Annotated in this window: 15 protein-coding genes and 1 pseudogene; 15 read left to right on the top strand and 1 reads right to left on the bottom strand. The window is 64.5% G+C overall.

Annotated features, from left to right (window positions below):
• Positions 1 to 6 precede the first annotated feature (6 nt).
• Positions 7 to 1,524, bottom strand: coding sequence for an acetaldehyde dehydrogenase ExaC (exaC, locus tag AC3WR3_RS11255; RefSeq protein WP_265436850.1), 1,518 nt, complete (start codon positions 1,522 to 1,524; stop codon positions 7 to 9).
• 236 nt (positions 1,525 to 1,760) lie between these two features.
• On the opposite strand from exaC, the gene AC3WR3_RS11260 reads away from it, so the two are divergent.
• The 15 genes and pseudogenes from AC3WR3_RS11260 to AC3WR3_RS11330 all read left to right on the top strand — a co-directional run bounded on the left by AC3WR3_RS11260 (position 1,761) and on the right by AC3WR3_RS11330 (position 15,506).
• On the top strand, positions 1,761 to 3,431 hold the full coding sequence (locus tag AC3WR3_RS11260; protein ID WP_492291887.1) for a sigma-54-dependent Fis family transcriptional regulator: 1,671 nt from the start codon (positions 1,761 to 1,763) through the stop codon (positions 3,429 to 3,431).
• Between the two features lie 318 nt (positions 3,432 to 3,749).
• Complete coding sequence (locus tag AC3WR3_RS11265) at positions 3,750 to 5,030, top strand: GGDEF domain-containing protein (protein ID WP_247627030.1); 1,281 nt, start codon at positions 3,750 to 3,752, stop codon at positions 5,028 to 5,030.
• Between the two features lie 135 nt (positions 5,031 to 5,165).
• Positions 5,166 to 5,576, top strand: coding sequence for a VOC family protein (locus tag AC3WR3_RS11270; RefSeq protein ID WP_427231365.1), 411 nt, complete (start codon positions 5,166 to 5,168; stop codon positions 5,574 to 5,576).
• 102 nt (positions 5,577 to 5,678) lie between these two features.
• The gene (gene phoB, locus AC3WR3_RS11275) at positions 5,679 to 6,368 is read left to right on the top strand and encodes a phosphate regulon transcriptional regulator PhoB (protein WP_041206225.1); all 690 of its coding nucleotides are present in this window, start codon (positions 5,679 to 5,681) and stop codon (positions 6,366 to 6,368) included.
• 8 nt (positions 6,369 to 6,376) lie between these two features.
• Positions 6,377 to 7,672: a phosphate regulon sensor histidine kinase PhoR gene (phoR, locus tag AC3WR3_RS11280; protein ID WP_042648619.1), complete on the top strand. Its 1,296-nt coding sequence runs from the start codon at positions 6,377 to 6,379 to the stop codon at positions 7,670 to 7,672.
• 290 nt (positions 7,673 to 7,962) lie between these two features.
• Positions 7,963 to 8,937: a PstS family phosphate ABC transporter substrate-binding protein gene (locus AC3WR3_RS11285; protein WP_342058113.1), complete on the top strand. Its 975-nt coding sequence runs from the start codon at positions 7,963 to 7,965 to the stop codon at positions 8,935 to 8,937.
• A gap of 152 nt (positions 8,938 to 9,089) precedes the next feature.
• A complete protein-coding gene (locus tag AC3WR3_RS11290; RefSeq protein ID WP_043131085.1) occupies positions 9,090 to 9,899 on the top strand; it encodes a M48 family metallopeptidase in 810 nt (269 codons plus the stop codon).
• Positions 9,887 to 10,393, top strand: coding sequence for a GNAT family N-acetyltransferase (locus AC3WR3_RS11295; protein WP_247627029.1), 507 nt, complete (start codon positions 9,887 to 9,889; stop codon positions 10,391 to 10,393). Before AC3WR3_RS11290 ends, AC3WR3_RS11295 begins: the two co-directional genes overlap by 13 nt.
• Positions 10,394 to 10,503: 110 nt before the next feature.
• Entirely contained in the window at positions 10,504 to 11,406 is a 903-nt protein-coding gene (locus AC3WR3_RS11300; protein ID WP_429107344.1) for an ROK family protein, read from the top strand.
• A 41-nt stretch (positions 11,407 to 11,447) separates the two neighbouring features.
• Entirely contained in the window at positions 11,448 to 12,173 is a 726-nt protein-coding gene (locus AC3WR3_RS11305; protein ID WP_429107346.1) for a copper homeostasis protein CutC, read from the top strand.
• 39 nt (positions 12,174 to 12,212) lie between these two features.
• Positions 12,213 to 12,330, top strand: a pseudogene (locus AC3WR3_RS11310) (copper homeostasis protein CutC); the annotation flags it as partial.
• A 151-nt stretch (positions 12,331 to 12,481) separates the two neighbouring features.
• The gene (gene bamJ / locus AC3WR3_RS11315; RefSeq protein ID WP_005324672.1) at positions 12,482 to 13,093 is read left to right on the top strand and encodes a BamJ family beta-barrel-assembly machinery protein; all 612 of its coding nucleotides are present in this window, start codon (positions 12,482 to 12,484) and stop codon (positions 13,091 to 13,093) included.
• A 145-nt stretch (positions 13,094 to 13,238) separates the two neighbouring features.
• Complete coding sequence (locus AC3WR3_RS11320) at positions 13,239 to 14,120, top strand: ABC transporter ATP-binding protein (protein WP_265436858.1); 882 nt, start codon at positions 13,239 to 13,241, stop codon at positions 14,118 to 14,120.
• A gap of 76 nt (positions 14,121 to 14,196) precedes the next feature.
• Positions 14,197 to 15,210 (top strand): ABC transporter permease, encoded by a 1,014-nt coding sequence (locus AC3WR3_RS11325; protein ID WP_492291888.1) that lies wholly within the window; start codon positions 14,197 to 14,199, stop codon positions 15,208 to 15,210.
• Positions 15,207 to 15,506 carry a DUF2845 domain-containing protein gene (locus AC3WR3_RS11330; protein WP_139438182.1) on the top strand — a complete coding sequence of 100 codons (300 nt, stop codon included), beginning with the start codon at positions 15,207 to 15,209 and terminating at the stop codon, positions 15,504 to 15,506. The genes AC3WR3_RS11325 and AC3WR3_RS11330 overlap by 4 nt, the downstream gene beginning before the upstream one ends.
• Positions 15,507 to 15,961: the final 455 nt, after the last annotated feature.

A 15,961-nucleotide genomic window follows, 5' to 3' on the forward strand; every position in this document is an offset into this window, starting at 1 on the left:
ATGGGCTTAGAAGAAGCCGAGGGGGTTGATGTCGTGGCTCACCAGCAGGTTCTTGGTGTTCTGGTAGTGGTCCAGCATCATCTTGTGGGTCTCGCGGCCTATCCCTGACTTCTTGTAGCCGCCGAAGGCCGCGTGGGCCGGGTAGGCGTGGTAGCAGTTGACCCAGACCCGGCCGGCCTGGATGCCGCGCCCCATGCGCCAGGCCAGGTTGCTGTCCCGGGTCCAGAGGCCCGCCCCCAGCCCGTACTGGGTGTCGTTGGCAATGGCCAGTGCATCCGCCTCGTCCTTGAAGGTGGTGACCCCGAGGGCCGGCCCGAAGATCTCCTCCTGGAACACCCGCATCTTGTTCTGGCCCGAGAAGATGGTGGGCTGGATGTAGAAGCCCCCCTCCAGGCCATTCACAGTGGCCGGGCCGCCGCCGATCAGCATCCTGGCCCCCTCGCCGCGACCTATCTCCATGTAGCTCAGGATCTTGTCGAACTGCTCGCGGGACGCCTGGGCGCCGACCTGGGTATTGGTATCGAGCGGGTTGCCCTGCACGATTGTGCGGGCGCGGGCCAGCACCCTGTCCATGAAGTCGTCATAGATGCTCGCCTGCACCAGGGCGCGGGAGGGGCAGGTGCACACCTCGCCCTGGTTGAAGAAGGTCATCAGCATCCCTTCCACCGCCTTGTCGATGTAGCTGCTCTCGTGCTGCATCACATCGGCGAAGTAGATGTTGGGGGACTTGCCGCCCAGCTCCACGGTGGAGGGGATCAGCTTGTCGGCGGCGCAGCGCAGTATATGGGCGCCCACTTCCGTCGAACCGGTGAAGGCGAGCTTCTGGATCCGGTCGCTGGTGGCGAGCGCCTGGCCCGCCTCGGCGCCGAAGCCGTTGACCACGTTGACCACGCCGGGGGGCAGTATGTCCTTGATGAGATCCATCATCAGCATGATGGTGACCGGGGTCTGCTCGGCGGGCTTGAGCACGCTGCAGCAACCGGCGGCCAGTACCGGGGCCAGCTTCCAGGCGGCCATCAGCAGGGGGAAGTTCCAGGGGATGATCTGGCCGACCACGCCGATGGGCTCCTTGAAGTGGTAGCTGACGGTGTGCTGATCCAGCTCGGCGGCCGAGCCCTCCTGGGCGCGGATGCAGCCGGCGAAGTAGCGGAAGTGATCCACCACCAGGGGGAGATCGGCGGCCAGGGTCTCGCGCACCGCCTTGCCGTTCTCCCAGGTCTCGGCGACGGCGAGCACCTCGATGTTCTGCTCGATGCGATCGGCGATGCGCAGCAGCAGGTTGCTGCGCTCGGTGACGCTGGTCTTGCTCCAGCTGGCGAACGCCTTGTGGGCGGCATCCAGCGCCAGCTCGATGTCGGCGGCGTCGGATCTGGCCACCTCGCAGAACACCCGGCCATCCACCGGCGAGACGTTCTCGAAATAGCGGCCGGCGCGCGGCGCCACCCAGTCGCCACCGATGAAGTTGTCGTAACGGGACTTGAAGCTGACCAGGGCACCTGCCTGACCGGGAGCGGTATAAATCATCTCATCATCCTTATGTGTGTGTGGTCCTGACCGGCCTGGCGGGCAGTCCGGTTGCTTCTCCGTATCGCAAGGGCCGTGCCAGAGGGTCTGACCAGAGGGCGAAAAGTTACAAAAACGTTATCAAACGGGGTGCGGCGGCGTATCTTGATTAACCAGTGACCGCGGCGGTGCCGATGAGACTGTGCCGTTTCTGGACAGTGACCGTGACACTGTGCCCTTTGTGAACAGGAGGCGTGATGAGCGAGTTACCTCAATCCAGTCCCAGCCCCAGCCCGATCCAGCGCTCCTGGCAGCGCTGCCTGCATCAGGGCCTGCTCCGTCAGCAGAGCGCCGAGCTGGATCTGCTGCCCCAGGGGGAGCTGTCGGCCCGCCAGGAGCAACACAGAACCCTTATCACCTGCTTTCAGCGCTTCGTGTTGCCGCTGTTTGCCCAGTTGCTGGCGGGCAGGCCCTGTCGCCTGCTGCTGTGTGACGGTGAGGGGGCCATTCTGGCCGCCAGCGGGGACGACGGCTTTGCCCGCCACGCCGAGCGGATCTTCCTGCGCAGCGGCGCCCGCTGGGGGGAGGCGAGCAAGGGCACCAACGCCATCGGCACCGCGCTGGCCGAGCAGAGCGAGGTGCAGGTACTGGGGGCCCAGCACTTCTTCGCCCAGCACAGCTTCCTCAGCTGCAGCGCCTGCCCCCTGCTCGGGCCGGACGGGCAACTGCTGGGGGTGCTCGACATCTCCACCGATGCGGCCCACCACGATGGCGACATGCTGGGCACGGTGCGGCTCCTGGCCATGACGCTCGAGAACGCACTCTTGGCGCGCCAGCCGGGCTGGCTGGTGGATCTCGATCCCCAGAGTCTCTGGTCTGCCCGCCTGCTGCTGGGGGAGGGGGGCGAGCTGCTCGGGGCCAACCGGGCCGGACGGCTCTGGCTAGGCCAGCACCCGTTTGACGGCAAGCAGTTGCTGCGGGATCGGCGCGGATTGCGGCTGGTGCCCGATCCCGTGGTGATTAAAACCGAAACCCAGTCCCTGCCGGCAACGCCGCCCGCCACCGCCGGGGTGCCCCTCAAGATGCTGGAGCGGGGCATCTCCCTGCTCATCGAGGGGGAGACCGGCAGCGGCAAGGAGCACCTGGTGCGTGTCCTGCACCGAGCGTCGAGCCGACGGGACAAGCCCCTGGTGTGCGTCAACTGCGGCGCCCTGCCCGCCGATCTGGTGGAGGCCGAGCTGTTTGGCTACGTGGGCGGGGCCTTCAGCGGCGCCCGCAGCCAGGGCAGCCAGGGTTATCTGCGCGCCGCCCATGGGGGCATCCTGATGCTGGACGAGATCGGCGAGCTGCCGCTCCCGGCCCAGACCCGGCTGCTGCGGGTGCTGCAGGAGCGCACCGTCACCCCGGTGGGCAGCCACAGACCTGAGCCGGTGGACTTCTGGCTGGTGAGCGCCAGCCACCGGGATCTGGCGGCCATGGTGCAGGGCGGCGGGTTTCGCGAAGACCTCTATTACCGCATCTGCGGCTGGCGCCAGCAGCTTGCGCCGCTGCGGGCCTGGCCCCAGGGCGAGCGTCTGGGCTTGATCCGGCACCTGCTCCTCGAGATGGACCCGGCCCTGCAACTGACGCCGCAGGCGGAGCAACAGCTGCTGGCCCATCCCCTGCCCGGCAACGTGCGCCAGCTCAAGCAGGCGCTGGAGGTGGCCTGCGTGCTGGCGGAAGGGCAGGGCTGGATTGACCCCGCCCACCTGCACCTGCCCGAGGTGGCCGCCATGCCGGCTCCCCGGGGCGCCACCACCTTGCGCGAGCAGAGCCGGCTGCGGGTGCAGCAGACCCTGACGGAGTGCGGTGGCAATGTGAGCGAGGCGGCGCGCCGGCTCGGCATCAGCCGCACCACCCTCTATCGGGCGCTGCGGGAAGAGGGCTAGGGGGTGTTGCCGTACCGCTTGCTTGTGTAGACTGGGGCTCTGCGATGATTTTTCTTTATTTTTCCATGGCATGGAGCGCTCAGTGGTGAAAGGAATGATGACATCGGGAACCCGCTTCCCCAGGAGCTGGCGTCCGCCTCTTGCGGTGCAATGCCGACAGGATTCAGCCCGGCGGATGGCAGGCGACGCCCTGCGCGCGGGCTGAGCCGACCAATGCCCCTGCGCCCACGAGGGCGTGTGTAATAACCTTGGATCTGGATCAGAACGGTGCGGAATTCCAAGGTGTAGAGTAAAAGCTCTTTTTCAGGTGTGATCGCCATGACCCCATCCTATTCCCGCGTGACCAATATGTTGTTCTGGAGCCTGCTGCTCGGCAGCCTGCTGGCCATCCTGGTGTTCGAGTTCGGGCCAGAGCAGCGGCTGGACATACTGGGTCAGGCCAGCATAGCCGCCAGGGCCCAGGATGACCGCGCCCATGGGGGCCAATCGGTCACCACGCTGATCGCCGGGGGCGACAAGCCTGCCATCGACTGCAAGCTGCGCGCGGGCCACAGCTCCCCCTTCTGTGAGCTGATCCTGACCCTGTCAGCCCCCGAGTGGGGGCTGGATCTCTCCCACTTCAGTGGCGTGCGGGTCAAGCTGAGGGTGGAGGGGGGCGAACCGCAGAGCTGGCGCCTCTATCTGCGCAACTATGATCCCGCCTACTCGATAGCCGGGGACGAGATCTCCCACAAGTTCAACGAGGTACTCTTTCGTCCCGACGATTACGGCCGCATCCAGGACATCCCCCTCAAGGTGTTCGCCCCCAGCTCCTGGTGGGTGCAGCAGTACCGGATCCCGTTGGCGCAGCAGGGGACGGATCTGCACCATGTCTATGCCATCGAGCTTGCCACCGACGACAGGATGCAGCCCGGGGACTACCGGTTGATCCTGGATAAGCTGGAGTTCTATGGCCGCTGGGGCAAGCCGGGAGACTTCTACCGCCAGCTGCTGCTGGGCTGGCTGGTATACGGAATACTGCTGTTTCTGACCCAGTACCTGCTGATGGGAGACAAGCTGCGCAAGGCCCGCGAGGCGCGGCTGGCGGCGGAGGCGCTCAGCCAGAGCCTGTGCGAGCAGTACCGCCGCACCGAGGAGGAGGCCCGCTACGATCCCCTGACCGGGGCCCTCAACCGGCTCGGTGGCGAGAAGCTCTTGAGCGAGCTGGGGGAGATGCCGCTCTCCTTCATCTACATCGACATCGATCACTTCAAGGGGGTCAACGACACCCACGGCCACCCCATGGGGGACGAGGTGCTCAAGCACATGGTGAGCGAGCTGCTGCGCCACTGTGACAGCCTGTGCCGCCTGGTGCGCTGGGGGGGAGAGGAGTTCGTGCTGGTCTGCCTGCACCATGAGCAGGCGAGGGCCGAGAGGCTGGCCGAGCGGCTGAGGGGGGCGCTGGAAGCCTACAGGGAGTGGCCCCTGGGGCTCAGGATCACCGCCTCCTTCGGGGTGGCGGAGCGGCGCGGTGACTCCCTTGAGCTGACCCTCAAGCGGGCGGACGAGGCGCTCTATCAGGCCAAGGAGCGGGGTCGCAACCGGGTCGAGGTGGGCTAGGGCGCAGGCCTGCCAACCGGCGCAGTGCCTTGCCTTCGCGCAGGTGATTGCGGCTGGAGCACTGGCCTTGCAGCCGTTATGATGCGCCCCGGTCGGGGCTTGGCCCCCTTCACTCATCCATCGAGGAGTATCTCCATGTCACAACACCTGGGCGCCCTGGCCCTGCTGGTGGCCGATTATGACGAGGCCATCGCCTTCTTCACCCAGGGGCTGGGGTTCGCGCTGCTCGAAGACACGCCCCTCGACGAGCCGGGCAAACCGGGCAAGCGCTGGGTGCGGGTCGCTCCGCAAGGCGCTCCCGGTTCTGCCCTGCTGCTGGCCCGTGCGGCCAGCCCCGAACAGCAGGCCGCCATCGGGCGGCAGGGAGGAGGCCGGGTCTTCCTGTTCCTCGAGACCGACGACTTCTGGGGGGATTACCAGCGCATGCAGGCGTACGGTGTCCATTTTTGTGAACAGCCCCGCCAGGAGCCCTACGGTACAGTGGTGGTGTTCGAGGACATCAGTGGCAACCGCTGGGACCTGCTGCAACTCGCTGCTGCCAGTTGAATCTGAAAACGTTTATCATCCGGCCTGTCATAAAGTCATAAAAGTGTCACAGAAAGTTCTAATAATTGGCGCACCCATCTTCACAGAGGAGAGAGAAGGGATATGGCTAAGCGAATTCTGGTGGTCGAGGACGAGGCACCAATCCGCGAGATGCTCTGCTTCGTGCTCGAGCAAAAAGGATATGAGACGGTTGAGGCAGAAGATTATGCCGATGGACTGGCGAAGGTGCGTGAACCTTACCCCGAGCTCATCGTACTGGACTGGATGATGCCAGGCGGCAGCGGCATCCAGTTCATCAAGCAGCTCAAGCAGGACGAGGTGACCCGCCAGATCCCGGTGGTGATGCTGACCGCCCGCGGCGAGGAGGAGGACAAGGTGCGCGGCCTTGAGGCGGGTGCCGACGACTACATCACCAAGCCGTTCTCTCCCAAGGAGCTGACCGCCCGCTTGCACGCAGTGATGCGCCGGGTCTCTCCCACCTCGGTGGACGAGGTGATCGAGGTGCAGGGGCTCAAGCTGGATCCTGTCTCCCACAGGGTCAGCGCCGAGGAGAAGGCGCTGGACATGGGGCCGACCGAGTTCAAGCTGCTGCACTTCTTCATGACCCATCCCGAACGGGTCTATAGCCGCGAGCAACTGCTGAACAATGTCTGGGGCACCAATGTCTATGTAGAAGACAGGACGGTGGACGTGCACATCCGTCGCCTGCGCAAGGCCATTGAAGAGACCGGGCACGACAGATTGATCCAGACGGTGCGTGGAGCCGGATACCGCTTCTCAACCCGTCTCTAGGGGATAACATGTTGCAACCTTACGCCTGGCGGCGACAGTTGTGGCGAATGGCGTTTTTCTACGCCCCCTTCGTCTTGGTAGGTTGGTTGATAGAACACCTCTCCCTCTGCCTGCTGGTGGCGACCGTGCTGCACCTGGGCTGGCACTACCGCTTCCAGAAGCGGCTGTCGGACTGGCTGTGGCACGATCGCAGCCTGGTGCCGCCCCATGGCAGCGGCAGTTGGGAATACATCTTCAATGGCATCTACAAGTTGCAGCAGCGCCACCGTGCAAGGCGCCGCGAGCTGGCGGGTCTCATCCGCCGGTTTCGGGAGGGGGCTGAGGCCCTGCCCGATGCCGCCGTGGTGTTTCGCACCGACGGCAGCATCCTCTGGTGCAACCGGCTGGCGGAGCAGCTGCTCGGCTTTCGCTGGCCCGAGGATGCCGGCCAGCACATCGGCAACCTCATCCGTCACCCCGGTTTCGTCGCCTACCTCGGCAAGGGGCAGTATGACGAGCCGTTCGAGATGAGCTCCCCCATCAACGAGGAGAAGTTTCTCGAGTTTCGCATCATGCCCTATGCCGAGGATCAGGCCATGCTGGTGGTGCGGGACGTGACCCGGCTGCGCAGCCTCGAGAAGACCCGCAAGCACTTCGTCTCCAACGTCTCCCACGAGCTGCGCACCCCGCTCACCGTGCTCAAGGGCTATCTGGAGATGACCGAGGAGCCGCCACCCCCCGCCATGTGGGCCAAGGCGCACAAGGTGATGATGGAGCAGACCATCCGCATGGACAACCTGGTCAATCAGCTGCTCACCCTGTCGCGCATCGAGGCGGCCCCGACCGTGGATCTCTCCCATCTGGTGGACATGCCCGCCATGCTGGGGCTGCTGGAGCAGGAGGCCCGGGCCCTGTCGGGAGAGAGTGCCCATCAGATAGAGTTCCAGGTGCAGTCCAATCTGTTCGTGAAGGGGGACAGGGACCAGCTGCGCAGCGCCGTCTCCAACCTGGTCTACAACGCCATTCACTACACCCCGGCCGGTCGCAAGATCACGGTGGAGTGGCGCAAGCAGGGGGCCATGGCGCTCTTTGTGGTGCAGGACGAGGGGGAGGGGATAGCCCCGGAACACCTGGCGCGGCTCACCGAGCGCTTCTATCGGGTCGACAAGGCCAGATCCCGCCACACCGGCGGCTCCGGCCTTGGCCTCGCCATCGTCAAGCATGCCCTGAGTCATCACGATGCCCAGCTCGAGATAGAGAGCCGGGTCGGCCAGGGCAGCCGTTTCAGCTTCCTCATTCCCGGCCGTATGGTGGTGGTTAAATAGTCTTTTTTGACAAAGGGTTAGCAATAAGAAAGGGGGCGGCGAGAGCGGCCCCCTTGGCATTTGTGCCGCGCCCGGCCCATGTCATCAAAGTGTCATATAAGTTCCATAAATTTGTCACTGCCAGGTCAGATACTGGCGCCGTCTTAAGAACAGACCCAGCGTCACCTTGGGAAAGAGGGGACGGAATAGAACTCAGCAATCTGACTGATGCAGTCGGGTTGACCACCGCAAGACAGTGTTAATCGGCGCCATGTATTGGCAATTGCCTTCTGTAACTTTGGAGAGATTGGATGAAACTCAACAAACTGGCTGGTGTAATCGGATTCACCGCAGCAACCCTGTTTTCCGTCAGCGCCCTGGCTGCCGGTGTGGATAAAGATCTGCCGGATTACGCCCCGACCAGTGGCATCTCGGGCAACCTGTCCTCCGTGGGCTCGGACACCCTGGCCAACATGATGACCCTGTGGGCCGAAGAATTTAAGCGTGTCTACCCCAACGTCAACGTGCAGATCCAGGCCGCCGGTTCTTCCACTGCCCCGACCGCCCTGACCGAGGGCGTCGCCCAGTTTGGTCCCATGAGCCGTGCCATGAAGGCCGGTGAGGAAGAGGCGTTCGAGAAGCGCTACGGCTACAAGCCGACTGCCATCCGCGTCGCGGTCGATGCCCTGGCGGTGTTCGTGAACAAGGACAACCCCATCAAGGGGCTGACCATGGAGCAGGTTGACTCCATCTTCTCCAGCACCCTCAAGTGCGGCGAAGCCAAGGCCGCCACCAAATGGTCCGATCTGGGTCTGGATGGCAACTGGTCCAGCAAGGATCTGCAACTGTTCGGTCGCAACTCCGTCTCCGGCACCTACGGTTACTTCAAGGAGCACGCCCTGTGCAACGGTGACTTCAAGAGCGGCGTGAACGAGCAGCCGGGCTCCGCCTCCGTGGTGCAATCCGTCTCCGCTTCCCTGAACAGCATCGGCTACTCCGGCATCGGCTACGTCACCTCCGGCGTGCGCGCCGTACCGCTCTCCAAGGACGGCACGACCTTCGTCGAAGCGACCGCAGACAACGCCTTGACCGGCAAGTACCCGCTCTCCCGCTTCCTGTACGTTTACGTGAACAAGGCTCCGAACAAGCCGCTCTCTCCGATGGAGCAAGAGTTTGTGAAGATGATGCTCTCCAAGGCGGGCCAGACCATAGTCGCCAAGGATGGTTATGTACCGGTTCCAGCCAAGATCGCCGAAGCCGATCTGAAGAAGCTGGGCATCATGTAATCCCGCTTCTGCACCGCAAACAAACGAGCCCGCACGGGCTCGTTTTTATTTTGGCGCCACGGGATCTTTTTGGTCGCATGGGGTGGCGCCTGGCTTGCACCGGAGGGCGGCATTCCCGAGAATAGGGCAACTTCACGGTAAAGGACCCTCTCATGCGTGCATCTTCCCTGTCAAAATTCGGCCTGGCGGCCTTGTGCAGTGCCCTGCTGGCTGGCTGTGCCCAGTCGCCGACCGGCCGCAGCCAGATGCTGCTCTTCTCCCCTCAGCAGATGAACCAGCTGGGGGCCGACTCCTTCGAGCAGATGAAGAAGCAGGAGAAGGTGAGCAAGGATGCCAGGGTGAATGCCTATGTCTCCTGCGTGGCCAAGGCGGTCACCGCCCAGGTGCCTGCCAGCTATGGCATCACCAGCTGGGAGGTGGTGGTGTTTGACTCCAAGGAGGTCAACGCCTTCGCCCTGCCTGGGGGCAAGATCGGCGTCTACAGTGGCCTGCTCAAGGTCGCCAAGAATCAGGATCAGCTCGCCACCGTCATCGGCCACGAGCTGACCCACGTGCTGGCACAGCACTCCAACGAACGCCTCTCCCGGGATCAGCTGACCGGCATAGGACTGGCGGTGGCCGATGCGGCCATCGGCAGCAGCCAGGGGGGCGGTGCCACCATGGCGGCGCTCGGGCTAGGGGTTCAGGTGGGGATCACCCTGCCCTATGGCAGGACCCAGGAGAGCGAGGCCGACCGGCTGGGACTGGAGCTGATGGCCCGCGCCGGTTTCAACCCGGCCGAGGCCATCCCCCTGTGGCAGAACATGAGTGCCGCCGCCGGGGGTAAGGCGCCGCCGCAGCTGCTCTCTACCCACCCGAGCGACGAGAACCGCATCGCCGAACTGCAGGCCCAGCAGGCCGAAGTGCAGCCTCTGTATCAGCAGGCGCGAGCCGCAGGGCTGGAGCCCAAGTGCAAGGCATAAGCCTGCGCCTGGCCCGTCCCGCCGATGCCGCCGCCATGACGGTGATGCAGCGGGCCAGCTGGCTGGCGGCCTATGGCGGCGTGCTCGGTGAGGATCTGCTGGCCCAGCTGGCGGTCACCGAGCATCTGCAGATCTGGCGCCGCCGGCTCGCCGAGCCGGCCCCCGCTCCCATGCTGCTCTGCCAGGACGAGGTCGTCATCGGCCTGCTCTATTGGCACCCAGCCCATGAGGAGGGGATGATGACGGCGCGCATCCGGGCGCTCTATCTGCACCCGGAACACTGGCGTCGGGGCCATGGCAAGCGGCTGTGGCAGGCGGTGGCGGTGCAGATGCGCCGGGCCGGTTGCGAGTGCGTCAGGCTCTGGCTGCTCGATGGCAATCACATCGGCGAGGGGTTCTACCTGCGCCGCGGCTTCGTGTTTGACGGCCAGGAGCGCACCCTGACGAGCCTGGGACAACCCTGTCTTCAGCGACAAATGTTCCGTTTGCTTTGAGCTGGCTCCCGTTTTTCGCCCATGGTTACTTTATTTTTTTTGCGAATTAATACAATGTGCCCCATCTGGACAGACTGAGGTGACCCGGTTCACCGGCAAGGGAGTGTGGCATGTATTACGGATTTGATATTGGTGGTACCAAGATTGCCTTCGCGGTGTATGACGGTGGCCTGAACCTCTGTCACGAAGAGCGCATGAGCACCCCCGGCAATGATTACGAGGGGCTGTTGCAGCTGATCCTGACGCGGGTCGAGACGGCGGATGCCCGCTTCGGTGCGAAAGGCGCCGTCGGCATCGGGTTTCCCGGCATCATCAATCGCCTGGATGGGAGCATAGTGGCGGCGAACCTGCCCGCCATTCACGGTCGTCATCTGGGCGCGGATCTGGCCGCACGACTGGCGCGCACCGTCAGCGTCGACAACGACGCCAACTGCTTCCTCTGGTCCGAAGTGCATCAGGGTGCCGCCGCCGCGGCCGAGAGTGCGCTGGGGGTGACCATTGGCACCGGCATAGGTGGCGCCGTCTACCTGGCGGGCAGGCTCATCCAGGGTCGCAACTGGCTGGCGGGGGAGATAGGCCATTACCCGCTGCCGGCCACCATATTGATGAAATACCCCGACCTGCCCCGTCCCCGCTGCGGCTGCGGCCGCCTGGTCTGTTTCGAAACCTACGCCTCGGGCACCGGCCTGGAGCGGCTCTATCACCACTTTCGCGGCGAGCGCGCCAGCGGCCACCAGATAGTCGCCCGTGCCGAGGCCCGGGAACCTGCGGCGCTCTCGGCCATCGACTGCTGGCTGGAGATCCTGGCCGCCGGGCTCGCCACCGCCATCTCGGTGATAGACCCCGAGGTGGTGGTGCTGGGGGGCGGCCTCAGCGGGCTGCCCGCCCTCTATGAGGAGCTGCCCAGGCGTCTGCCCGGCCATCTGCTGCCCGGTGTCGCCCTGCCGGCTATCCGCCAGGCCCGCTTCGGCGGCGCCGGTGGCGTGCGTGGCGCCGCCCTGCTCAATTTATGAGATCAGGCACTGGGTCTGATCTCCCCGGATAAGGAGTCATCATGACCCGTCTTGAAATCTGCATCGACAACCTGGAATCCCTGTTCACCGCCCAGAAAGCCGGAGCGGATCGCATCGAGCTCTGCTCTGCGCTGGGGCTGGGTGGTCTCACCCCCTCCTATGGTTTCATGCAGCTTGCTGCCCGCCACGCCAGCGTGCCGGTTTACGCCATGATCCGCCCCCGTGCCGGGGATTTCTGCTTCAGTGCCGCCGAGTTCGAACTCATGCTGCTGGATATTGCGGCGGCGCGCTCTGCGGGCCTGCAAGGGGTGGTGGTGGGTCTGCTCGACGAGGAGGGCAGGGTGCCTGCCGCCCAGTTGCAACAGCTAGTCGAGGCGGCCGGTCCCCTGGGGGTCACCTTCCATCGCGCCATCGATCTCAGCTCCAACTGGCGCGCCGATCTGGAGACCATAGTGGCGGCCGGCTGTGAGCGGATCCTGAGCTCCGGCCATGCCCCGACCGCCCTGGCGGGTCTGGAGACACTGCAGGCGATGCAGCAGACCCTGGCGGGCCGCGCCAGCCTGATGCCCGGCGCCGGGGTCAATGCCGACAACGTGCGCACCATACTCGAGTTCACCGGGGTGAGCGAGGTGCACATGTCCGGCATGGGCTGGCGCGGCGGCATGGTGCCCCACGGAGTGAACATGGGTACCTCGGACGACGGCCGGGTCAATATTACCGACGGCGCCAAGGTGGCAGCGGTGCGGGCCTTGCTGGACAAGGCCTGAGCGGTGAGGGCTTTGCTGGACAAGGCCTGATAGGTGCCGCGCGGCGGCATGGTGCCTCCTCATGTGTGTGAACATGGGCACCTCGGACGACGGCCGGGTCAATATCACCGACGGTGCCAAGGTGGCCGCGGTGCGGGCCTTGCTGGATCGCGTCTGAGCAGATCGCCGCCGATGGGCGGCGTTCATCCCCTTCTTGTGTGAAGTCTCTCCCACGGGCGGGGAAATCAGGACGGCCGCCGGCAGCACCTCGCCAAAAAGTCTGATATTATCCCGTCTCTTTTACCCTCAGGACCCGGAGCAACATCTCAATGTCCCAATACGACTCTATCGAACAGAAGGCCAGCTATGGCATCGGCCGCAACATGGGTGATCAGCTGGCGCAGCAAGCCTTCGCCGGTCTGGATATCCCTGCCCTGCAACAAGGTCTGGCAGATGCCCTGAACGGCCTGGAGTTCGCGGTCAGCCGTGACGATATCAATGATGCCTTCCAGGTCATCACCGCCCGCATGCAGGAAGAGCAGGAAGCCGTCGCCAAGGCCGCCGCCGCCGATGGCGAAGCCTTCCTGGCCGACAACGCCAAGCGCGCCGACGTGAAAGTGACCGACTCCGGTCTGCAATACGAAGTCATGGTAGAAGGCAACGGCGCCGTGCCGGTGGCCGGTCAGTCCGTGCGTGTGCACTACCACGGTACCTTCACCCACGGTGGCGTGTTCGACAGCTCGGTCGCTCGCGGCCAGCCTGCCGAATTCCCGGTCACCGGCGTCATCGCCGGCTGGGTGGAAGCGCTGCAGATGATGCCGGTTGGCTCCAAGTGGAAGCTCTACATTCCGCAGGATCTGGCTTACGGTGCCCGTGGCGCCGGCTCCATCCCGCCGTACTCCGCTCTGGTCTTCGAAGTGGAGCTGCTGGACATCCTGTGATCCGGCTGGCGTGATGCAGACGGCGACCCCTGGGTCGCCGTTTGTTTTTGCGCGCCGCCACGCCCTGGTGGATGAGCCATGGCCTTCTCGGGAGATTTGGATATAGTCAGGACGTCGCACTCTCGGCCACCCAGGGAGACAGGCCATGGCTGCCATCATCGAAGTCGTCGATCTCATCAAGCACTTTCCCGGTGTCAGGGCGGTGGACGGACTCAGCTTTGCCATTCCCGCCGGGAGCTGTTTCGGCCTGCTCGGCCCGAACGGGGCGGGCAAGACCACCACCATAGAGCTGCTCGAGGGGATCCTCACCCCGGACAGCGGCCAGATCCTGTTTCATGGCGCCCCCCGCGGCCCCGATTATCGCTCCCGCATCGGCATCCAGTTCCAGCACACGGCGCTGCAGGATTTTCTGACGGTGCGCGACACCCTGCGCCTGTTCGCCAGCCTCTATCCCAACCCCCTGCCACGGGAACTGCTCATCGATCTGTGCGCCCTTGGGGAGTTCATCGACAGGGACAGCCGCAAGCTCTCCGGCGGCCAGCGTCAGCGCCTGCTGCTGGCCCTGGCCCTGCTCGGGGATCCCGAACTGCTGTTTCTGGACGAACCCACCACAGGGCTGGATCCCCAGGCTCGTCACCACTTCTGGCAGCGGATCGAGGCGATCAAGGCCCAGGGCAAGACGGTGGTGCTCACCACCCACTACATGGACGAGGCCCAGCAACTGTGCGATCGCATCGCCATCGTGGACCACGGCCATCTGCTCAGCCTGGACACGCCGGCGGCCCTGCTGGCGCGGCACTTCGACGGTGTGCTGGTGCGCCTCGCGGATCACCCGGCCCTCGCCAGCCTGGGTTATCCGCTGCGGCCCCACGGGGATCAGGTGGAGCTTAACTGCCCCGACGTGGCGGCCTTGCTGCCGCGGCTGCTGGGCCTGGGGGTGCCGCTGACCGGCATGCAGGTGCGCTCTCCCAATCTGGAGGATCTCTTCCTGCACCTGACCGGCCACAGCCTCCGGAGCGGTGCATGAACGCCGCCCCATGGCAGCGCCCAACTGCGGCACCTGCCGGCATGCCGCCGAAGTCAGCCTGTGCAAGGAGCGAAAAATGACGGGATCCCTAAGGCGCATAGGCGCCCTCTTTTATGCCCGCACCCTGGAATTCGTGCGCGACAGGGCAGCCCTGGTCTGGAACCTGCTCTTTCCGCTCCTGCTGGTGATTGGCTTCTCCCTCATCTTCTCGGGCCCCCCCAAGCCGCTGGTGCAGATAGGGGTGGTAGGGGAGCTGACGACGGCCTATCAGCCCCTGACCCATATCCCGCTGCTCAAGCTCCTCCCCTATGACGACGAGGCGAGAGGGATCCTCAAGGTGCGCCACCATCAGCTGGACTTGCTGCTGTCACCGGCGCGCGGCCACTACTGGGTCAACCCGGATGCGCCCCAGGGGGCCATGGCCGAGTACCTGCTGCGCCAGGCGGTGCGCGAGCCCTTGCAACGAGAGGCCCTGAGCGGCCGGGCCATCCGCTATGGCGACTGGTTGCTGCCCGGGGTGATCGGCATGAACCTGATGTTCTCCGGCCTGTTCGGGGTCGGCTTCGTCATCGTGCGCTATCGCAAGAACGGGGTGCTCAAGCGCTTGCGCGCCACCCCGCTGTCGGCGGCCGAGTTTCTCTGCGCCCAGTTGCTGTCGCGGGTGCTGATCACCCTGGTGGTGAGTCTGCTGGTCTTCCTGGTGGCTTACTGGCTGCTGGATGTGCCCCTGCTCGGCTCTGGCTGGCTGCTGCTCTTCATCGCCCTGGTCGGCGGGACCGCCATGGCCTCCCTCGGGTTGCTCATCGCCGCCCGCATTCAGAACGAGGAGCTGGCGAGCGGTTTGCTCAATCTCATCAGCTTGCCCATGATGTTCTTGTCCGGCGTCTGGTTTTCGCTAGAGGGATCTCCCCCCTGGTTGCAGGCCGTGGCAGCCCGTCTACCCCTCAGCCAGATCATCGAGGCGGCCCGCGCCGTCATGCTGGAAGGGGCGGGCTGGCAGACGGTGGCGGGGATGTTGGCCCAGGTCATGGTGTTTGCCCTGGTGTGTATCATGCTGGGGGCGGCATTGTTCAAATGGAGCGCAAAATGAAACCAATACTGTGGTTGCTGCTGGTGGCGACGCTGCCGGTGGATGCCGGCACCCTGCGCTGCAAGAGCGCCCTGCTGACCGAGGGAGACACCACGGCCGAGCTGCTGATCCGCTGTGGTCAGCCGATGCTCAAGGAAGATCTGACACGCTACGAGGAGAACGGCTTCGGGGCGCGGATGACGGTCAAGTATGCCGAGCGCTGGACCTACAACTTCGGCAGGAGCGAATTCATGCAGTTTGTCACCGTCGAAAACGGCGTCATCACCGAGATTGAAGACGGCCCCCGCGGCGGTTGAGCCACTGAGTGCCGACCCCGGGTCGGCGCTCCGATCTTGAGGCCCCTTGTCCCGGCCGCGTCTCCCACCCGAAGATTGAGTGTTGGAGCCTGTTCTCCCCCCGCCATGGCACCATTTCGACGCAGCCCAATATTTGCCCCTGACTCCCCGCGTTGGGGCTTGCCGATAGAAAAGTGAGTCTGATGAGTCAGTTGGAGTCCGATTTCGCTGCCCCATCCCGGTGCGTCCCATTTTTTTGTGAAAATAATCCTCACAGTGGGAATGGCCTTTAACAGCAGGCTATTTGGTGAATAAGGGTCTACTTTTGATTCTGAGAGTGCATATCACATCGTTCGAATATTTTGTGCTGTTGCACCACAGTTGTGCCGGGTTGCACCGATTGACAGGTTTTTGAAGCGCTGGATAAGCTGCAAAAAAGCAGGGAAACGATGGCATCTTGCTCGGTTTGGGTGCCA

This window comes from Aeromonas sp. EU05-FHT14A05 (genome assembly GCF_058791175.1).